This window comes from Erwinia sp. STN24 (assembly GCF_041320675.1).
In the GTDB taxonomy this organism is placed as follows: Bacteria; Pseudomonadota; Gammaproteobacteria; order Enterobacterales; family Enterobacteriaceae; genus Erwinia; species Erwinia aeris.
Genome location: NZ_JBGGPM010000001.1, coordinates 747,216 through 765,591, shown reverse-complemented (window position 1 = coordinate 765,591; position 18,376 = coordinate 747,216). Strand labels below are relative to the sequence as shown.

Genomic DNA, 18,376 nt, shown 5'->3' with positions numbered 1-18,376 from the left:
AAAACTATGTTGTGGCTGTACAACACATTGATTGTGCTGGCGACTATCGCCGCGATGGAGATTATCGCGGCGCTGGCGCACAAATATATTATGCACGGCTGGGGCTGGGGCTGGCACCTTTCCCACCACGAGCCGCGCAAGGGCTGGTTTGAAGTAAACGATCTGTACGCCGTGGTGTTCGCCGTGCTCTCTATCGTGCTGATCTATCTGGGCAGCATCGGCTACTGGCCGCTGCAATGGATCGGCGCAGGCATGACCGCCTATGGCCTGCTCTATTTTATGGTGCACGACGGTCTGGTGCACCAGCGCTGGCCTTTCCGCTACGTGCCCCGCCGTGGCTATCTGAAACGCCTGTATATGGCGCATCGTCTGCATCACGCGGTGCGCGGCCGGGAAGGCTGCGTCTCTTTCGGTTTTCTCTATGCGCCGCCGGTAGATAAACTTCAGGCTACGCTGCGCCAGCGGCACGGTCGCCGCCGCCGCCGGGACGCTGCCACAGGGCCGCAGAACGAGGCGGCGCAGCCTGCTTCCCGCGAGAAGCCAGCGCGCTGACCGCCCCGCCCGCCAGCAGGCCCAGCTTTTCCGCCTTGCTGGTGCCCTGGCGGCGATCCCAGGCTTTGCTGCCGGCGCGATCGACCTTCACGCCAATTTCCCGATAGACGCCGCGCGCGGTGGCGATAGCCCAGGCGGAGCGCAGCGGCAAACCGGCCAGGCCCGCCTCGGCCGACGCATAGTAAGGTTCAGCCGCCGCCACCAGCCGCTGCGCCACTTTCGCCAGCCGGTCGCGACTGGCCGGTTGCGCATAGTTCTCCAGCGTGAGTCCTTCTTCAGCCAGCCAGTTAATTGGCAGATAGCAGCGGCCGTTTCCGGCGTCCTCAACGATATCGCGGGCGATATTGGTCAGCTGAAAAGCCAGCCCCAGATCGCAGGCCCGATCCAGCACCGCTTCATCACGCACGCCCATCACTCGCGCCATCATCAGGCCGACCACGCCCGCTACGTGATAGCAGTAGCGCAGCGTATCGTCCAGCGTGGGGTAAAGATCGCCACGCACGTCCATGGCGTAGCCTTCCAGATGATCGAACGCCTGCTGCTGCGGAATGGCATGGGCCAGCGCCACCTCCTGAAACGCGGCGAAAGCGGGATCGCTCATCGGCTCGCCCGCGCAGGCGCGCAGCGTTAACGCCTTCAGCGTTTCCAGCCTTTGCAGCGGCGTGCTTTGCGCGGCGGCGGCCTGAAAGCCCAGCTGCTGATCGTCGATCACGTCGTCGCAGTGGCGGCACCACGCGTAAAGCATCAGCGCGCTGCGCCGGGTGGCCGGATCGAACAGTTTGGCGGCGGTGTCGAAGCTTTTCGATCCCGCCGCCATGGTTTCCGTGGCATGGCTGAGCAGCGCCTCATTCATCGTGCCCTGTCCTCCAGCATCAGGCTGGCGGTCACTTTCGCAGAAGCGATCACGCCGGGAATGCCCGCGCCGGGATGAGTGCCCGCGCCGACCACATAGAGGTTATCGATTTTGCTGTCGCGATTGTGCGGCCGGAACCAGGCGCTCTGCGTCAGCAGCGGCTCTACGGAGAAGGCGGAGCCCAGATGCGCGTCCAGCTGGTCGCGGAAATCAAACGGCGTAAAGATGCGCTGCGTCACCAGCTGCTCGCGCAGGCCTGGCATGTAGTGCTCCTCCAGATAGGCGAAGATGCGATCGCGCAGGCGCGGCCCCTCCACGTCCCAGTCCAGGTTTGCCGTTCCTAAGTTAGGCACCGGCGCCAGCACATAGAAGCTGCCGCAGCCCGGCGGCGCCAGCGAGGGATCGGTTACGCACGGCGAGTGCAGGTAAAGAGAGAAGTCATCCGCCAGCTTGTCATGATGGAAAATCTCCTCAATCAGCTCTTTGTAGCGCGGCCCGAAGCAGACCGTATGGTGCGCCAGCTGGCTGTGCGGATTGTTCAGGCCAAAATAGATCACAAACAGCGAGTTGCTCATGCTTTTTTTCTTCAGCGCGGCGGCCTGCGCAGCGCCGTGAGGATGATGACCAAGCAGTTTGGCGTAGGTTTGCACCACATCGGCATTGGAAGCGACGGCCGCGACTTCAATCCGTCGACCGTCGGCGGTGATCGCCGCCGTAATATGGTCGCCTTCCGTTTCCAGCTTTTTAACCGGCGTGTTCAGTTCAAGTTGACCGCCCAGCTCGCAAAAAAGTCGGGTCAGGCCCTGGATCATCGCGCCGGTGCCGCCGCGCGCAAACCAGACGCCCCATTCGCGCTCCAGCGCGTGGATCAGCGTATAAATGGACGAGGCCGCAAAAGGATTGCCGCCCACCAGCAGCGAGTGAAAAGAGAACGCCTGGCGCAGATGTTCGTTTTTAATAAACTTCGACACCATGCTGTAAACGCTGCGCCACGCCTGTAAGCGGATTAGCTGCGGCGAGACTTTAACCATGTCGCCGACCGAGAGAAAAGGCACGCTGCCGAGCTTAAGGTAGCCTTCTTTGAAGACCTCGCGCGAGTAGGCATGAAAGCGGCGATAGCCTTCTACGTCATCCGGATTGAACCGTGCGATCGCCTCTTCCAGCTGCTGCTGATCGTTGTCGTAATCCATCACCTCGCCCGACTCCCAGCAGAGGCGGTAAAAAGGCTTGACCGGCAGCATATCGATAAAGTCTGCGGTGCGCCGTCCGGCCAGCGTAAACAGCTCTTCAATCGCCGAAGGATCGGTGATTACCGTTGGCCCGGCGTCAAAAGTAAATCCTTGATCTTCGTAAACATAAGCGCGGCCGCCGGGCTTATCACGCGCTTCCAGCAGCAGCACGGGCACGCCCGCCGCCTGTAAACGGATAGCCAAAGCCAGGCCGCCAATACCGGCGCCAATTACAAGTGTTTTTTTCATCAGAAAGCTCGCAGCCGGGGAGATTTTTTTAACACGGCCAGCAACGCCTCGCCGACCGGTACCGGGGGCTTGCCTGTAAGGATCCGTGCCATATCTAAAGGTTTGAGACGACCGGCGTAAAATCTGGCGATCAGCCCATCGTCTAACTGATAGAAGCGCTGCATAACCTGCCAACGCCGCTCCGGCCGTCCGGCCAGAAACAGCATCCGGTTGAGGATGCGAAAAAAGCGCTGACGCCGCCACTGCCGGGCCATAAACTGCCCGATTAGCGGGTGCAGCCGCTCGTGCGTCGGCCTGCCGTTGTCGGCAATCAGGTCGGCCAGCGTCGCCGCCAGCGGCAGCGAGTAGCCGGTAGTGGCATGAAAGAGGCCCGCGCGCAGACCGCTGCAAAGCTGTTCCCGTTCCTGACGGAAAGCCCGTGGCTGCCCCTGGAGCGTGATCGGCAGAACGCCCTGCTCTTCGCGCTGGAGATGTTGCAGCGTCCAGCCCTGATCCTGCGCATAGTCGGCGATCCGCTGCCGCGCCTCGTTGGCGTCCAGCGCCGTACTGTCCTGATAGTGTGTGTCCTCGATCAGCAGCGTGTCTGCCGACAGCGGCAGCGTATAGACGAAACGGTAGCTCTGCTGCTGATCCACGGTGGCATCCATCAGCACAGGCCGCGTCAGTCCGTGCGGCGCCGCCAGCCGCCATTCCTGTCCCAGAAAGGCCTGTAGCCCTACCGTCAGCCAGGGGCTGGGCTGATAGCCGCGCCCGTCAATCACCGCAGCGGCGTGCAGCGTGCTGCCGTCCGCCAGCGTGACGCCGTGTGGCGTGATGTCGCTTACCTCGCACGACGTTAAGAGATTTTCGCCCAGCGCCGTTTCCAGCGCCTGCGCAAAGCTTTCCGCCGTCACGCTAAGGTAGTCGCCCGGCAGCGTGCGCGTGTAGCGAGGAAAACGCACCTCGTAGCCCTGCCAGCGGTGCGCCACCAGCGGACGCAGCCATTCATGCTGCGCGGGCGTTAAGTCATCTTCATGAAAAGACCAGGTGTGATTGCCGCCCGCGCGCGCGCCCGCCTCCAGCATCAGCACCTTCAGCCCTGGCTGCCGCTGGCGCAGCCGCAAGGCTATCAGCCCGTTGGCCAGCCCGCCGCCCACCAGAATTACATCCCATTTCGTCATCCTGTCGCCTTAATCCTTTCCGAACGCGAACCCAGCGCCTGTTCTACGATATCCGCCGCCCTTTGCGCGCCGCCTGCCTGACTTAGCTGGCGCTGCGCCTCTTTCATCCTGCTGTGACAGCCTTTGTCCTGCAGCAGCGCGGCCAGCTGTTTCGCCATCGTTTTGCTGCTGGCGAAACGGGAAACGCGACGGCCCAGGCCATTCCAGACAACGCGAGACGCAACGCCGGGCTGATCGAAAGCGACAGGCACCGCCAGGATCGGCGTCGAGCTGCTGACGGCGTCCGCCACGGTATTCAGGCCGCCGTGAGTGATCACCGCCTGCGCCTGCTGCAACACGCTCAGCTGATCGGCAAAATCCGTTACCCAGTAGGCGCCGCAGGCTTCCAGCTCCGCCTCCTGGCCGGGCGTCAGGCCGCCGCAGTGGGCGATCAGCAGCTGGACATGCAGACGACGGCAGGCGCGAGCGATGGTCTTGAACAGGCGGAAGCGGTGCCCCTGTAACGTGCCCAGCGAGGCGAAAACAAAGGGGCGCGAAGAGAGCAACGGCCAGAAGCGCCGTTCCGTGGTGGTCGGACGCAGCGGCCCGACCTGGTAAAAATGCGCCGGCAGCGCGTGGCGCGGAAAATCCAGCGCGGGCACGGTCTGGCTAATCTGCGCCAGCGGCGACAGACATTCATGCAGCCCCGTGCGCGGCGCCAGGCCAAAGCGCTCGGCGTGGCGCGCAATCACGCGGCCGTGGCTGCGCATCATCCAGTCATAGATGCGCTGGCTGGTGCGAAACAGCTTTTGCGCCCGCGGGTCGGTGCCGTAGCCAAACGACATTACCGGCAGCGGAATGCCCGGCTCGCGGTTGACCGGCAGCGCGCAGGCGACGGAAACAAAAGGCAGCGCCATGCCTTCCGCTACCAGTCCGCCAGCCGCCTCCATCTGATCGACGATCAGCCCGTCGACCCGCAGCTGCTTTAACACGCGCGGCAGCTCGCGGCACAGCATATCCGTGGCGCGGGACATATCTTTAATCAACGCGAACAGCGACATGCCGGCAGGCGAAGCGGCCAGCCTGAGCGTGCGGGCCAGGCTGCCGGGCGGATGGGAATCCTCACCGACGGGCTGAAAAGCGATGCGCGGATCGTTGAGCAGCGCGCCCGCCTCCGCCTGATGAATAAACGTAACCTGATGACCCCGGTCAATCAGCGCCTGCGCCAGCGCCTGTAAAGCCTGCCAGTGGCTGTACAGCGGCGGCGCAACCACGGCGTAATGACTCATGCTTCGCTCCTGTTGCGGGAAAGCTTTGCCTGCCGCAGTTCGCTCAGGCTGGCGCTGCCGGTGCAGAAGCAGGCGATCCTGAGCTGGGCGATAACGGTCTGGAAGTGCGTGACGGTCGCCTCATAAGAGGCATTGGCGCTGGCGAGCACCGCCGCTGCCTGCCCCACCAGATCGGCGCCCAGCGCCAGCGCTTTTGCGACGTCGATACCGTTGGCGATACCGCCGGAGGCGATCAGCGGCAGGGTCGGCAGCGCGGCGTGAACGCTGCACAGCGCGTCGGCCGTTGGAATGCCCCAGTCGGCAAACGCCATCGCCATGGCGCGCATTTCAGGGCGCGACGCTCTTTCCGCCTCTACCGCTGCCCAGCTGGTGCCGCCAGCGCCCGCGACGTCAATCATCGCGACGCCCGCCTCGCTCAGACGGCGCGCCACCGCGGGTGAAATACCCGCACCGACCTCTTTCACCACGACCGGCACCTCAAGCTGCTTCACCAGCAGCGCGATAGCATCCAGCACGCCGCGCCAGTCGCGGTCGCCGCCTTCCTGTAGGGCTTCCTGCAAGGGGTTAAGATGCACAATCAGCGCATCCGCCTGGATCATATCCACCGCGCGACGGGCATAGTCCAGCCCGCGCTGGCCGTGGATCTGCGCCGCGCCAAGATTAGCCAACAGCGGCACATCCGGCGCTATCGCACGCAGCTCGCTGGTCAGGCCAAAGCTGACGTCGCTTTCCAGCGCCACGCGCTGCGAGCCGACGCCCATCGCCAGGCCCAGCGTCTGCGCGGTACGAGCCAGATTAAGATTGATGTCGCGGGCGCGGGCCGCGCCGCCGGTCATCGAGCTGATCAGCAGCGGCGCGCGCAGCTGACGGCCAAACAGCGTAGTGCTGAGATCGATGTTGTCCAGATCCAGCTCGGGCAGCGCGCAGTGCTCAAAGTGCCAGTGTTCAAATCCGGTGCGGCTTTTACGGGCGTCGGCAGCCGGGTTGAGTACGATATCAAGATGATCGTTCTTACGCTGTATAAGGTTCGCGTCCTTCATTCACGCTCCGTTTGTGAATACTTAGCTAAAGGTCGCCAGCTGCTGGCTGAACCAGCTATGCATAAAACGCCGCGTCGCCAGGCCATGCTGGCAGACGGAGAGATGCTGATCGGCGCTGTGCAGATGCTCGTGCAGGCGTGAGCGCACCGCCTCGGCGCCCAGCAGCGCCACCAGCGTCGATTTTCCGGCGTCCTTGTTAATATCTTTCCCCGTGCCGCTACAGCCGTCCGCCAGATCGTCGAGCAGCTGAAAAGCCTGGCCCAGATCGCGTGCGAAACAGCCCAGCTTCTGGCGCACGGCTGGCGTTGCATCCGCCGCCAGCGCCGCTATTTGCAGCGTGGCGCTAAATAGCATACTGGTTTTCAGGTCGTTGGTATCGGCTATCGCTTCTTCGCTGCGCGCCGTCGCGCCTTCGTTAAGATCGCGGAACTGTCCCTGCACCAGCCCTTGCAGACCCACGGCGGCGGAAAGCTCCGCCACGGCCTGGGCACGACAGGCATCCGACAGCCCTTCGGCGCCAGCCACCACGCCAAAAGCGTTGCTGAGCAGCGCAACTGCCGCGAGGATCGCCACGTCCTGGCCGAACTGACGATGGATAGTGGGCCGTCCGCGCCGCAGCGCCGCGTTATCCATACAGGGAATATCGTCCAGCATCAGCGAAGCGGCATGAACCATCTCCACCGCACAGGCGAGATCGAGCAGTCCCGGATGATTTTTGTCGCAGCCCAGGTCGTATGCCGCCAACAGCAGCAGCAAAGGACGAATACGTTTGCCTGGCGCCAGTGCGCCTTCACGCATCGCCGCGCCAACCCGGTCGCGTTCGCCACCCGCGGGCAGGAGCTGGTCAAGACGCTGATGCAGCGCGTCGCGCAGCGCCCGCAGCTCGCTTTCCTGACTCAGTGATTCTTTCGCGTTGGTTATAGTTGCCGTCACTGGTTTTCCCGTCATAACGAGTGAATTAAGAGACCGTCGTGGCCCGCTCGCCCTTTTTTCGTCGTCGGGGCGACGACGGTCATGCTCATAAGAGCTAACGCTATTTCCGTTAAGCCTGGATGATGCTTAGCGAAAAAACAAAAACATTGCATTAATACTTTTAAAAACAAGTAATTAATCAGCAAGGCCCGCTATTTTTGGCTTTTATGTCTACAAAATAGCTAAACAGACAGCTTCTTTACTGCCTGTTGACATAAAAAAACCCGCCTGGCGGGCTTTTTTAGTGTAGTTCAATTAACAGGATAGCGAAGGCTATTGTTCTTTATGGGTAAAAATTGGAACCCCGTGCTCAGGGCTGGCGGAAAATCCATCGGCACGGAGCTTGTTATATGTGCTGTACGTACAGGTTTAGCGGCAGCCGAGCCGTAAAGTGCTGTTAAGTGCATAGCGGTATGGATCGTGGGCTTGAACCTGCGGGCTATAAATGGGATGAACCGCCGGTTAATACTGGCGGTCGTTTTATTGGCTGTATAAGCCGCTTTAGTGGTCATCACCACCTGATTAAAGCGCGCATGTCATCGTCAGCTTTATATCAATCCCAGGCGCAAGCTTCACACATATGATCCACATCCAGTCCCAGCTGCGTAAGAAATGCCCCCATGATGACTATTTCTGCCACAAATGCTAACCCATCGCTTAAGAAAAGCGCGGCCAGCTGCGCTGAAATAACAGTGCCCATAATGACCCAGTTATACCAGGCGAAATTTGTTTCAAGCGCGCCGAGAAATTGTCGAATACCCGTCAATTTCCAGATAGCGCTGAGCAGGTTGAAAACCGCCTGACCTGTCGCGCGCGCGCCCTGCGCATTACGGAACGCCTGAAGTAACAGCTGCAAGCCATTTAGCTGCGCTGCATTCAACTGACTGGCAATCTGTGCCGCCGCCCGTTGAGCCGGTGCTCCCGCTATGCCGCAATACTGTAGCCCAACAGACAGGACGTCACAGATGACGGTAATTTCCCACATAGTGCATTCACTAACGCCCGTCTTATTTGGTGCAGAGTCAAGTTCCAACTCTGCGGCGGCGGCGGGTTCTGCTGATTCAATGTCATAGCGGCCATTTACCAGATCGTACATGTCATGCACCGCTTTATCCCTGTCAAAAGTCTGCCCTGGGGGAGGCGGATTATCTGCAAGAAGTTGATCGAGATGGGGTAATACGGTTGCCCTGAAAGTATCAAAGTCCTGATTTTTCAATTGATCGGATGCGGTTGGCTCAGTCATGGCTGGCTATCCTCTGATGAGATATAAACAATTGATAAGTATTAAATAATTAATTGTTATACGGAAAATATTTGAATGAAAATTAATCAGACGGATGTACTTTAAAAGGAATCATTAATAATTCTATAGGATGGTCGTTGGTGTGCAAGTCAAGGGGCCGCTTTAAGTGATAGTCGTCCTCACCTGGCCAAGGGTCGCATGAAAGCAGACAAAGAAAACTCGCTATGTCTTTATCAGCAGGCTAACGGGAGCCGCACCGCAAATGCGGCTTCCCGCGAGGCTATATAAGCGCAACGGCTTTCGGCGACATACGCCTGTCAGAGGTCACCGCTATTTCAGCCTTGCGCGAATCTGCCTCTGCCGTTAATCAGTACCAGATCACCTACATCCCCTTCCCTCCGGCGTCATTTTTTTGTCATCACTCCCTCACCCTGATGTCAGCGCCGGTTTCCTATCCTGTAGACGAACTTTCCTAATCAGGAGCACGACCATGAAACTGAAAAAAGTTGTTCTTGCAGTGAGTATGCTGGTGGCAATCGCAGGCGGCACGGCGCAGGCTCAGGCGCAGCCGGTCAAGAATATTGTGCTGGTTCACGGCGCTTTCGTCGGCGGCGCGGGCTGGCGCGCGGTGTACGATCGGCTGACGCATGATGGTTATAACGTGACGCTGGTGCAGGAACCGCTGACCAGCTTTGCGCAAGACGTGGCCGCGACGCGTCGCGTTCTCGATCGGCAAAACGGCCCGGTGATTTTAGTGGGCCACAGCTACGGCGGCGCGATTATCAGTGAAGTGGGCAACGACAATAAAGTGGCTGGTCTTGTGTATATTGCCGCGCACGTGCCGGAAAATGGCGAAACCGAAGCCGATAACGGCAAAAAAATCCCCAATAGCGCGCATCCGTTTGTAAAATCGAGCGATGGCTATCTCTCTATTGCCCCGGAATATTATCATGGCGATTTCGCTGCCGACCTGCCTGCCGCCCAGGCCGATTTCGAAGCCCATGCGCAGATGCCGACCAACGCAGCAGTGTTCACCGCCAACATTCCCCATCCGGCATGGAAAACGCGACCCAGCTGGTACATGGTGGCGAAAGCTGACAAAATTATCAGCCCCGATCTGGAACGTCTGTACGCCAAACGCGCACACAGCCATACGGTGGAAATTGCCGGTGCCAGCCACTCGGTGTATCAGTCGCATCCTGATGAGGTTGCGCGGTTGATCGAGCAAGCCGCGCAGCACGCACTGCCTTAACAGGGTTCACAGGGAGAAGCGCATGAAAATTTTAGTGATTGAAGATGAAGTCAAGGCACGCGAATACATGCGCAAAGGATTGACGGAAGCGGGGTTTATCGTCGACGTGGCGGAAAACGGCCAGGACGGCCTGTTTTACGCGCAGGAGCATCATTACGATTTGATTTTACTCGACGTAATGATGCCCTGTATGGATGGCTGGCAGGTGATGACGGCGCTCGATAAACAGATCCACACGCCGGTGATCTTCCTGACGGCCAAAGGCACGTTGGAAGACCGTATTAAAGGACTGGAGCTGGGCGCGGATGATTATCTGGTCAAGCCCTTTTCGTTCGCCGAGCTGCTGGCGCGCGTCCGCACGCAGCTGCGACGCGGCAGCCTGCAAAAGCTGCCGGATGTGCTGACGCTGGCCGATTTGCAGCTCGATATTGTTAAACGCCGCGTCGAGCGCGGCGGGCAGCGTATCGATCTCACCAACAAGGAGTTCAACCTGCTGCATCTGTTCCTGCTGCATCCTGGCGAAGTGCTGACCCGCACCCTGATTGCTTCCCGCGTGTGGGACATGAATTTTGACAGCGATACCAACGTGGTGGACGTGGCGGTAAAACGCCTCCGGCAGAAAATTGATGGCCCCTTTGCCCAACCGTTGATCCATACCGTGCACGGCGTGGGCTATCGCTGCGAAGCAGAACCGTGAAAAAATACTCTCTCGCGGCGCGTCTGTCGCTTATGTTAAGCGCCACGGTGATGGCGATTTTTGCACTTATTGGCCTTGCGCTTTATCACTCGCTGGCCATACAAATTGGGCTACGCGACGATGGCGCATTGCTGACGCGTATCGATCAGATCCGCACGCTGTTACGCGATGAAGATGCCATTACGCTAATCCAGCAGAAGCCGCGTTTGTTTGCCAATATGCTGGGTAACACCGAGTCTTTACTGGTGCTGCGTTTTCCCGGCCAGCCACCGCTGATTGCGGTCAATCCCGGCCGGCGTCCTCTTCCCGTTATTACGCCTGTCGCCGCTGACCAGCCGCTGACGCTGTCGTCCGTTCATCACTTTGCCAGCGATGACGGCACGCCTTTTATCGCGGCGGCGGCACTCACGCCCACGCGCGACGGCAGCGGACAGATTGAGATCGTCACCGGTCGCCTGATGAGCAATCGTACGCAAACGCTGCACGGCTACCGTAATCAAATTATCCTGGCGACATCGTTGGCTGCTTTACTGGTGGCAGCCATAAGCGTCTGGCTGGTGCGGCGCGGTTTATCCCCACTCCGCCATCTGACAACCGAGGCGAACGCGATCGATGTGCGTCATTTGTCACGCCGTATGCCCGATCAGGCTCAGGCTGAACTGCAGCCGCTTATCGCTGCTTTTAACCAAATGCTCGGTCGCCTTGAAGGCGGCTACCAACAGCTGAGCCAGGTTGCTGCGGATATGGCGCACGAGCTGCGCACGCCGATCGGTACGCTGATCGGCCAGACCGAAGTGGCGCTGAGCCAGACGCGCAGCCTCAGCGATTATCAGGCGTTATTAGGCTCCAATTATGAAGAGCTGGAGCGTCTCGCCAGGATGATCGACAACATGCTGTTTCTTGCCAGGGCGGAGGATGCCAGCCAGTCGATAGCTATTCAGCGCATCGATCTGGCGCAGCCTGGTGAGAAATTGCAGAGCTATTTTGACAATATGGCGGAAGAAAAGGCGATGCGGCTTGAGATAAGGCTGGATGGCGAACTGTCTGCCGACCCGCTGCTGGTGCAGCGCGCGCTGGCGAATCTGATAGCGAATGCGCTGAGCTATGGCGAGCGTAACACCATAATCCACGTCTATAGCAAGGCGCAGCCGCACGCCATCGAACTGGTAGTGGAAAACAATGGCCCGGTGCTGAGCGCCGAGTACCAGTCGCGCATTTTTGACCGTTTCTGGCGCGCTGACACCTCACGTCATCAGGGCAGCAGCGGGCTGGGATTGTCTATCGTGCGCAGCATTATGCGATTACATCAGGGAAGCTGTGAGGTAAACAGCGAGCACGGCGTCAATCGGTTTACGCTGCGCTTTCCCGCTAACGCTGCGAATGCCGTCGTCGACGTTTCTCCCGGCCATAGTGGTAAGAACAGCGAACGGGCAAAAAGCCCGGCTTCAGCTGCATCGGGATCCTGAACGGTGGCGCGTACGTCATGCACAGGCTGCGATAAGCCAAATTCGCCATCGGGTTTCGGGCATTACCCGATGTCAGTTGCAGACCCTGAAGAGCGCTGTTTCCCGGAAAGCGCCGTTCTGAAAGCTGGCCTCCGTCCGTAAAGAGAAGCCCGGACAGGGCCAGCTTTTATCTATCCTGCTTCAGCGCCAGAAGATTTTTTCCGGCTGGCCCGGCGCGCTTCCGTCTGCATCACCAGACTCAGGGCCGCCGGCAAAACGGTGAGCGTCACCAGCGTCGCCACGATCAGCCCGCCGATAATCGCCAGCGCCATTGGCCCCCAAAAAATCTGGCGGGAAATGGGGATCATGCCCAGGATGGCTGCGCTGGCCGTCAGAAGGATTGGGCGGGCGCGGTGAGAGGCAGCGGCCTGAATGGCGGCGTTATAGTGCATACCTGAGCGCCGGTTATTGTCCGCCTCAGTGATGAGTATGACCGCATTGCGGATAATCATGCCCGCAAGCGCAATGATGCCCAGCAGCGCCACAAAGCCCATCGGCGTGCCTGTCGGCAGCATAGCCAGCACGATTCCGGGCAGGCCAAAAGGTGCCATCAGCAGCGCCAGAAGCATACGGGAAACGCGCTGTAGCTGAACCATCAGCAGCACCAGCATACAGAGCAGCGTGACCGGCAGAATAGCAAATACAGAGCTGTTGCCCTTGTCGGACTCGGCTACGGCTCCGTCCTCGCTGAGGCTGTAACCCAGCGGCAGTCCGGCCCTGAAGCGGTCAATAACCGGCTTCAGCCCGGCCGATACCCTTTCGGCGCGCAGACCAGGTGCAAGATCCGTCTGCACGGTGATAAACGGCAGGCGCTGACGCCGCCAGATTACGGGATCCTCAAGCCCCCACTGCGGCGTGGCCACCTGCGCCAGCGGGATTTTCGCGCCCGTTTGCGCTGTCAGAAGCAACCCGGACAGGCTGTCAAGACGGCGCCCTTCATCGTTGCCCTTGAGAACGACATCAACCAGCCTGTTCCTGTCACGCACGGTGGTAATCAGCATTCCCGACCACAGCGTGTTCAGATAACGGGCAATCAGCTCGGAAGAGAGGCCCGCTGCCCGCGCGGCCGACTGATCCACCTTCAGCGTGACAACCCGTTCAGGCTCGCCCGCCGTCTGGTTGACCTCACGCGTCAGCGGAGAGGCGCCAAGCGTTGCTGCCAGTCGCTCTGCCTGCGCCCTGACCTGCTGGTAGTCAGGCCCGCTGACGCGGTAGCGAACGGGCCAGCCTATGGGCGGCCCCAGCTCAAGAGGAGCAACCCGCGTGGTGATGTCGCTAAAATCCCGCGCAAGCACGCCATCAAGATAGCGCCGCAGTCTTTCTCTGGCCGCCAGGCTTTTGGCCACCACCACCAGCTGAGCGGTATTTTCATCATCAAGTAAAACGTCCATCGGCAGATAAAAGCGCACTGCTCCGGTGCCGACGTAAGACGAGTAGTGGTCAACGTCGCGGCTGGCTGATACGGCTTGTTCCAGCCGCTCTGTCTGACGTAGGGTCGCCTCCTGAGAGGCATTCGCTGGCAAAGACAGGCTGACCAGAAGCTCGGGCCGATCCGAGGCCGGGAAAAACTCGCCCTGCATCCGGGTCATACCCGCACCTGCCAGCAGCAGCGCCAGTAGCGCGAGGCCAAGCGTCAGAAGCCGGTGTTGCAGAACGCGGGCGAGCAGGCGGCGATAAAGCCCGCCGAGGCGACCAGGACCGGCGGCGTGTTTCTGCCGGGTGCCCGGCAGCAGCCAGCTGCCGGTCAACGGTGAAAACAGCACGGCCACTATCCATGAGCTGATAAGCGCAATCAGCACCACGGCAAACAGGGTATAGCAGTATTCTCCCGCGCTTGAGGCGGCAAAGCCGACCGGAATAAAACCGGCAATCATGACCAGCGTACCGGTCAGCATCGGAAACGCCGTAGAGGTGAACGCATAGGTTGCCGCGCTGGCGCGTGAATCGCCGGCTTCAAGCCTGGCCACCATGGTTTCCACCGTTATCATTGCATCGTCAACCAGCAGCCCCAGGGCGATAATCAGCGCGCCGAGCGAGATCCGCTGTAGCCCAATACCGGCAAGGTGCATACAGATAAATGTCATAGCCAGCACCAGCGGGATTGCTGCCGCCACCACCAGGCCGGCACGCAGGCCCAGTGAAACAAAAGACACGGCCAGCACGATGATCACTGCCTCTACGAGCACGTGCATAAATCCGCTGACGGCCTCATCCACCACGGCGGACTGATCGGCAATACGCGTCATCTCAATACCGTGCGGCAGCCGTTCGGCCTCGCCTGCCATGCGCGCGCGCAGCGCCTGGCCGAAAGCAAGCATATTCCCGGTCTGCGCCATCGAGACGGCGAGCCCGATCGCAGGCTGTCCGTTGACGCGATAAAGCGGCGCAGGCGGCTCTGTAGGTCTGCGCACGACGGCGGCAATCGCTGTAAGAGGGATATAGCGTCCGTTTACCCGCAGCGTCACCGTGCGCAGGCTCTCTTCGTTTTTGAAAGCCCCGCTGACTCGCAGTGCTATAGTGTCATCGGCCGTACGCACGGTACCCGCTGGCTCTACCACGTTCTGCGCGCGAAGCGCCTCAGCGACCTGCTGTAAATCCAGCCCCATCGATGACAGCTTACGCGGTGAAAAGGCCACCACCAGCTGCTCTTCCTGCTCGCCCAGCAGCTGAATTTTACCCACGTCCGGCAGGCTCATCAGATCCCGGCGAATGTTGTCCACCCGATCTCTTAATTCCCGCATGGAAAAACCCTCTGCGGTAAACCCGTAAATAGTGCCGAAGGTGTCTTCAAAATCATCGTTGACGGCAGGCCCCTGCACGCCCTGCGGTAAAGAAGGGGCGGCATCCTGCATTTTTTTACGTACCTGATACCAGATGTCGGCAACCTGCGCAGGGGGCGTATCATCGCGAAGGTTTATAAAGATAACGCTGCGCCCGGCGTGCGTCTCGCTCTGGACGTAGTCAAGCCGGGGGATCTCCTGCAGTTTTTTCTCCAGCGTGTCGGTCACCAGCCTGACCGTATCGCTGAGGTTCGCGCCCGGCCATTGGGCAGAAACCACCGCCGTTTTGATGGTAAATGCGGGATCTTCAGTCCGCGAAAGCTGCTCATAGCTTATGATGCCCGCAGCCATAATGAGCAGCATCAGGAAGGCAATTAACTGCTGCTGCTTCAGCGCCCAGGCGGAAAGGTTAAAGCTCTGTTTCATCCTGATCCTCCTTGCTCCAGGCCACGCGCTCGCCGTCACGCAGGCTTCTGACGCCCGCCGTAACGACCCGCTCCCCGGGCGCGATCCCGGCGCGTATAAATACGGAATCTGCCGAATAGCCTGCGATATGCACGGCTCTCCGACGGACCCGGTTGTTAACCGCATCCAGCACAAATACGGCGGGATCGCCTGCCTGGCGCGTCAGGGCCGACGCCGGAAGCACCATAACCGCCTCAGCTGCCGTTTCTGCGGCTGGCAGCGTGACCGTGACGCTGGCGCCCATCGCCATATCGGGCGGTGGATTATCCAGCGTGACCCGCACTCGCCAGCTTCGCGTTTGCGGATCGGCCTGCGGACTGATATCGCGCAGATGCCCCAGCGCGCTTACGGTCGGATCCCGCAGCAGCGCAAGGTGAAAAACGGCACCGGGCTGGCGGGATACCATTGCGGGACTGGCAACGTCAAACACGACGTCGCGGCCATTGCCAGCGGCAACGGTAAATACCGTCTCTCCGGCGCTGACAACCTGCCCTGCTGATGCGCTGACGCCCGTCACTACGCCGCTGGCAGGCGCGGTAAGGGCCGTCCAGCGCAGGTTTTCCTTCGCATTTTTCAGCGCCGCCTCGCTGCTCTGCGTGCGCGAAAGCGCCGCCTGCCAGTCAGCCGTGGCCGTATCCAGCTGAGCACGAGCGATAGCACCGGACGGCATCAGAAGACGCATTCGATGCAGATTAAGCAGCGCCACTTTTTCTGCGGCCCGGCTGCTGCTGACATCAGCCTGCGCGCTGATAACCTGGTTCAGCGCCGCCGGACTGTCCAGCACGGCCAGCGTGTCGCCCTGGCTGAACCGGCTCCCGACGTCGGCACTGCGCGTCAGTATGCGGCCCTCCAGCCTGAAACTCAGGGAGGTTTCATCATGCGCGCGGACTTCACCGGTCAGCGTCTGCTGAGCAGGAGCCGTGCGCGGGCCGATCGTCATCCATTCAACCGGACGCGGTGCGGGTGGATTTTGTTGTTTTTGCCGATCGCAGCCGGTCAGCATAACAGCCATCAGCACAAGGCCGAGCAGCAGTAAGACACTATGATGTCGCAGATCCAGCAGTTGCCAGGCCCCCTGTTTTATCAGGCCTGGAAGGTTGTCTGACATGGCGCAGTTCCTCAATTGAGTTTTGCGCCATTAAACCTCGCCATTATCAAGAACCCGGCCACATTCCATCAAGGGAGTGTCAAGACCCTCAGCAACCGTTATGCATCGTGAGGCAGCACGATCCGCATTCTTAATCCGCCCTCAGGCGGCAGCGTGGCGTCCAGCGTTCCGCCGTGCGCCTGACAGATAGCGCGTGCAATTGAAAGGCCCAGCCCGCTCCCGCCAGAATGCCGTGCCCGTGAGGCCTCTCCGCGCGTAAAGCGCTCAAACATGACTTCAAGAAACGCCGGCGGCACGCCGGGCCCTTTGTCCTGAAAAATAATCTCATAATGCCCGTCTGTGCTGCGGCTGCTCAGATACAGGCTGGTGCCGGAACCCGCATAGCGCAGCGCATTTTCCAGCAGGACGGTAAAAACCTGCCCCAGACGAAACGGATCGACGTTAAGCAGCGTTTTTTCAGCCAGTTCGGCAACCGGATAAATGCCTGCTTCATCAAGCTGGGATTTTATCCACTGCAGGCGATAGCGCAGGATCTCGGACGGACAGCAGCGAACCCTTTCCAGGCTAAGCTGCCCGGCGTCCGCCAGTGAAAGCAGCTGCAGTTCATCAATCAGCCTACGCAGGCAGTTCAGCTGGCCCATGATCATGGCAAGCTGTCGCCCATCCGCGCTGAACACGCCGTCAAGCAGCGCCTGTAGCCGAACCATGGCTGCGGTCAGCGGGGAGCGCAGCTCATGCGCCATAGCGACATGTGAGGCGCGAAGCTCTTTTTCATAACGCGCAAGCTGGCGCGTCATGGCGTTGAAGTTTTGTGCGAACTGCACCAGTTCTGCTGGTGCCGACGGCGTCAGCGCAGCCTGCGCACCGAAGTCACCTTCCGTTACCTGTTCAGCTGCGCCTCTGAGCTGGCTGAACTGAGCCGACAACGGGCGGGCATGGCGCAGCCCGAACCAGGCAATGAATGGAATCGTCACCAGCACCAGGACGCCGACGGTGATCCAGTCCGAAGAGGCGATGGAGGGATCGGAATAGCCGATACCCCACCAGCTATCAATGATCTGATGAAAACGCGCCGGATTAAGATTAGGGTTTTCACGCAGAACCAGGAATTCCTGCAGTATCGCGTGGGGCATATGCCAGGTGATCCAGAGATACTGAAGCGTAAAGCGCAGCCACATGCACAGCGCTATCAGGACAACGGTACCGATGGCAAGCGTCAGAATGCGAACGCAGATCCAACGCCACAGGGTTTGCAGCTGTGGATTTTTCATGGCTGCCGGAACCTGTAGCCGACGCCGCGTACGTTAAGAAGAACCTCTTTCATGCCGGCCGCCTCAAGTTTTTTGCGCAAGTTGTAGATATGTGTATCGACCACGCGTTCAAGCGCGTCGCTTTCAGGCAGGCACCGCTCCAGTAAAAACTGACGGCTGAGCGCACGAACCGGGGCGCGCATCATCGTCACCAGTAATAAAAACTCGGTTGGGGTCACGTCCACGTTGATTAGATCATCAATACCGCGCGTAACGGTTACGGTCATGGCCGAAGTATGAACCTCCAGCGCCTGCCAGCGCAGCACCTCCTCTTGCTGAGCCGCTGGCTGACTTCGCCGCAGCACGGCCTGCACGCGCGCCACAACCTCTCCGGGATGGTAGGGCTTGACCACGTAGTCGTCGGCACCGTAGCGCAGCGCGCCGATGCGATCGGGCATGTCGCCGATGGCCGTTACCATAATCACAGGAACGTCACTGCTGCGCCTGATTTTTGCCAATACCTCCGTACCGTTAAGACCCGGCAGCATCACGTCCAGCAGGATCAGATCAGGGTGCCAGCGCCCGGCTATTTCCAGGCCCGACACCCCGTCCCCGGCCGCGCGAACTTCGTAGTTTTCGCGGCGTAAATAGGCTTCAAGCACCTCAACCGCATCTGCGTCGTCCTCAATAATAAGAATTTTTTTGTTTTGCATGGTTCACCTTGACACTTTCTTCACAATTCCCTGGCCGTTT

The 18,376-nt window shown here is 59.9% G+C and carries 15 protein-coding genes; 4 read left to right on the top strand and 11 right to left on the bottom strand.

Going from position 1 to position 18,376, the window contains the following annotated elements:
- Positions 1-6: 6 nt before the first annotated feature.
- Positions 7-552 (top strand): sterol desaturase family protein, encoded by a 546-nt coding sequence (locus ACA373_RS03650; protein WP_369894751.1) that lies wholly within the window; start codon positions 7-9, stop codon positions 550-552.
- On the opposite strand, the gene crtB is transcribed toward ACA373_RS03650, so the two are convergent.
- The 7 genes from crtB to ACA373_RS03615 form a co-directional block, all read right to left on the bottom strand.
- A complete protein-coding gene (gene crtB / locus ACA373_RS03645; RefSeq protein WP_370734025.1) occupies positions 449-1,405 on the bottom strand; it encodes a 15-cis-phytoene synthase CrtB in 957 nt (318 codons plus the stop codon). The genes ACA373_RS03650 and crtB overlap by 104 nt on opposite strands.
- Positions 1,402-2,883: a phytoene desaturase gene (locus ACA373_RS03640; RefSeq protein ID WP_301250880.1), complete on the bottom strand. Its 1,482-nt coding sequence runs from the start codon at positions 2,881-2,883 to the stop codon at positions 1,402-1,404. The genes crtB and ACA373_RS03640 overlap by 4 nt, the downstream gene beginning before the upstream one ends.
- Positions 2,883-4,043 (bottom strand): lycopene beta-cyclase CrtY, encoded by a 1,161-nt coding sequence (crtY, locus tag ACA373_RS03635; protein ID WP_301250881.1) that lies wholly within the window; start codon positions 4,041-4,043, stop codon positions 2,883-2,885. Before crtY ends, ACA373_RS03640 begins: the two co-directional genes overlap by 1 nt.
- On the bottom strand, positions 4,040-5,311 hold the full coding sequence (locus tag ACA373_RS03630) for a glycosyltransferase (RefSeq protein ID WP_370734024.1): 1,272 nt from the start codon (positions 5,309-5,311) through the stop codon (positions 4,040-4,042). The genes crtY and ACA373_RS03630 overlap by 4 nt, the downstream gene beginning before the upstream one ends.
- On the bottom strand, positions 5,308-6,351 hold the full coding sequence (gene fni / locus ACA373_RS03625) for a type 2 isopentenyl-diphosphate Delta-isomerase (protein ID WP_301250884.1): 1,044 nt from the start codon (positions 6,349-6,351) through the stop codon (positions 5,308-5,310). The genes ACA373_RS03630 and fni overlap by 4 nt, the downstream gene beginning before the upstream one ends.
- Positions 6,352-6,372: 21 nt before the next feature.
- Complete coding sequence (locus ACA373_RS03620) at positions 6,373-7,284, bottom strand: polyprenyl synthetase family protein (RefSeq protein ID WP_253454280.1); 912 nt, start codon at positions 7,282-7,284, stop codon at positions 6,373-6,375.
- A 592-nt stretch (positions 7,285-7,876) separates the two neighbouring features.
- Positions 7,877-8,566, bottom strand: a complete 690-nt coding sequence (locus ACA373_RS03615; protein ID WP_301250886.1) for a hypothetical protein — start codon at positions 8,564-8,566, stop codon at positions 7,877-7,879.
- Between the two features lie 490 nt (positions 8,567-9,056).
- On the opposite strand from ACA373_RS03615, the gene ACA373_RS03610 reads away from it, so the two are divergent.
- Genes ACA373_RS03610 through ACA373_RS03600 form a run of 3 tightly spaced genes read left to right on the top strand, consistent with a single transcriptional unit; the run spans position 9,057 to position 11,981 of the window.
- On the top strand, positions 9,057-9,818 hold the full coding sequence (locus tag ACA373_RS03610) for an alpha/beta fold hydrolase (RefSeq protein ID WP_301250888.1): 762 nt from the start codon (positions 9,057-9,059) through the stop codon (positions 9,816-9,818).
- A gap of 22 nt (positions 9,819-9,840) precedes the next feature.
- Positions 9,841-10,515, top strand: a complete 675-nt coding sequence (locus ACA373_RS03605) for a heavy metal response regulator transcription factor (RefSeq protein WP_370734023.1) — start codon at positions 9,841-9,843, stop codon at positions 10,513-10,515.
- Positions 10,512-11,981 carry a heavy metal sensor histidine kinase gene (locus ACA373_RS03600; RefSeq protein WP_370734022.1) on the top strand — a complete coding sequence of 490 codons (1,470 nt, stop codon included), beginning with the start codon at positions 10,512-10,514 and terminating at the stop codon, positions 11,979-11,981. The genes ACA373_RS03605 and ACA373_RS03600 overlap by 4 nt, the downstream gene beginning before the upstream one ends.
- Positions 11,982-12,151: 170 nt before the next feature.
- Here ACA373_RS03600 and ACA373_RS03595 read toward each other — a convergent pair whose 3' ends face one another.
- The 4 genes from ACA373_RS03595 to ACA373_RS03580 all read right to left on the bottom strand — a co-directional run bounded on the left by ACA373_RS03595 (position 12,152) and on the right by ACA373_RS03580 (position 18,336).
- Complete coding sequence (locus ACA373_RS03595) at positions 12,152-15,226, bottom strand: efflux RND transporter permease subunit (RefSeq protein WP_370734021.1); 3,075 nt, start codon at positions 15,224-15,226, stop codon at positions 12,152-12,154.
- A complete protein-coding gene (locus ACA373_RS03590) occupies positions 15,210-16,373 on the bottom strand; it encodes an efflux RND transporter periplasmic adaptor subunit (RefSeq protein WP_370734020.1) in 1,164 nt (387 codons plus the stop codon). Before ACA373_RS03590 ends, ACA373_RS03595 begins: the two co-directional genes overlap by 17 nt.
- Positions 16,374-16,471: 98 nt before the next feature.
- A complete protein-coding gene (locus ACA373_RS03585) occupies positions 16,472-17,644 on the bottom strand; it encodes a cell wall metabolism sensor histidine kinase WalK (protein ID WP_253454287.1) in 1,173 nt (390 codons plus the stop codon).
- Positions 17,641-18,336: a response regulator gene (locus ACA373_RS03580; protein ID WP_370734019.1), complete on the bottom strand. Its 696-nt coding sequence runs from the start codon at positions 18,334-18,336 to the stop codon at positions 17,641-17,643. The genes ACA373_RS03585 and ACA373_RS03580 overlap by 4 nt, the downstream gene beginning before the upstream one ends.
- Between the last annotated feature and the right edge of the window lie 40 nt (positions 18,337-18,376).

Excerpts from the sequence above, each read along its gene's own strand:
- ACA373_RS03650 (WP_369894751.1), top strand. The coding sequence starts at position 7 with ATGTTGTGGCTGTACAACACATTGATTGTGCTGGCGACTATCGCCGCG.
- crtB (WP_370734025.1), bottom strand. The coding sequence starts at position 1,405 with ATGAATGAGGCGCTGCTCAGCCATGCCACGGAAACCATGGCGGCGGGA.
- ACA373_RS03640 (WP_301250880.1), bottom strand. The coding sequence starts at position 2,883 with ATGAAAAAAACACTTGTAATTGGCGCCGGTATTGGCGGCCTGGCTTTG.
- crtY (WP_301250881.1), bottom strand. The coding sequence starts at position 4,043 with ATGACGAAATGGGATGTAATTCTGGTGGGCGGCGGGCTGGCCAACGGG.
- ACA373_RS03630 (WP_370734024.1), bottom strand. The coding sequence starts at position 5,311 with ATGAGTCATTACGCCGTGGTTGCGCCGCCGCTGTACAGCCACTGGCAG.
- fni (WP_301250884.1), bottom strand. The coding sequence starts at position 6,351 with ATGAAGGACGCGAACCTTATACAGCGTAAGAACGATCATCTTGATATC.
- ACA373_RS03615 (WP_301250886.1), bottom strand. The coding sequence starts at position 8,566 with ATGACTGAGCCAACCGCATCCGATCAATTGAAAAATCAGGACTTTGAT.
- ACA373_RS03610 (WP_301250888.1), top strand. The coding sequence starts at position 9,057 with ATGAAACTGAAAAAAGTTGTTCTTGCAGTGAGTATGCTGGTGGCAATC.
- ACA373_RS03605 (WP_370734023.1), top strand. The coding sequence starts at position 9,841 with ATGAAAATTTTAGTGATTGAAGATGAAGTCAAGGCACGCGAATACATG.
- ACA373_RS03595 (WP_370734021.1), bottom strand. The coding sequence starts at position 15,226 with ATGAAACAGAGCTTTAACCTTTCCGCCTGGGCGCTGAAGCAGCAGCAG.
- ACA373_RS03590 (WP_370734020.1), bottom strand. The coding sequence starts at position 16,373 with ATGTCAGACAACCTTCCAGGCCTGATAAAACAGGGGGCCTGGCAACTG.
- ACA373_RS03585 (WP_253454287.1), bottom strand. The coding sequence starts at position 17,644 with ATGAAAAATCCACAGCTGCAAACCCTGTGGCGTTGGATCTGCGTTCGC.
- ACA373_RS03580 (WP_370734019.1), bottom strand. The coding sequence starts at position 18,336 with ATGCAAAACAAAAAAATTCTTATTATTGAGGACGACGCAGATGCGGTT.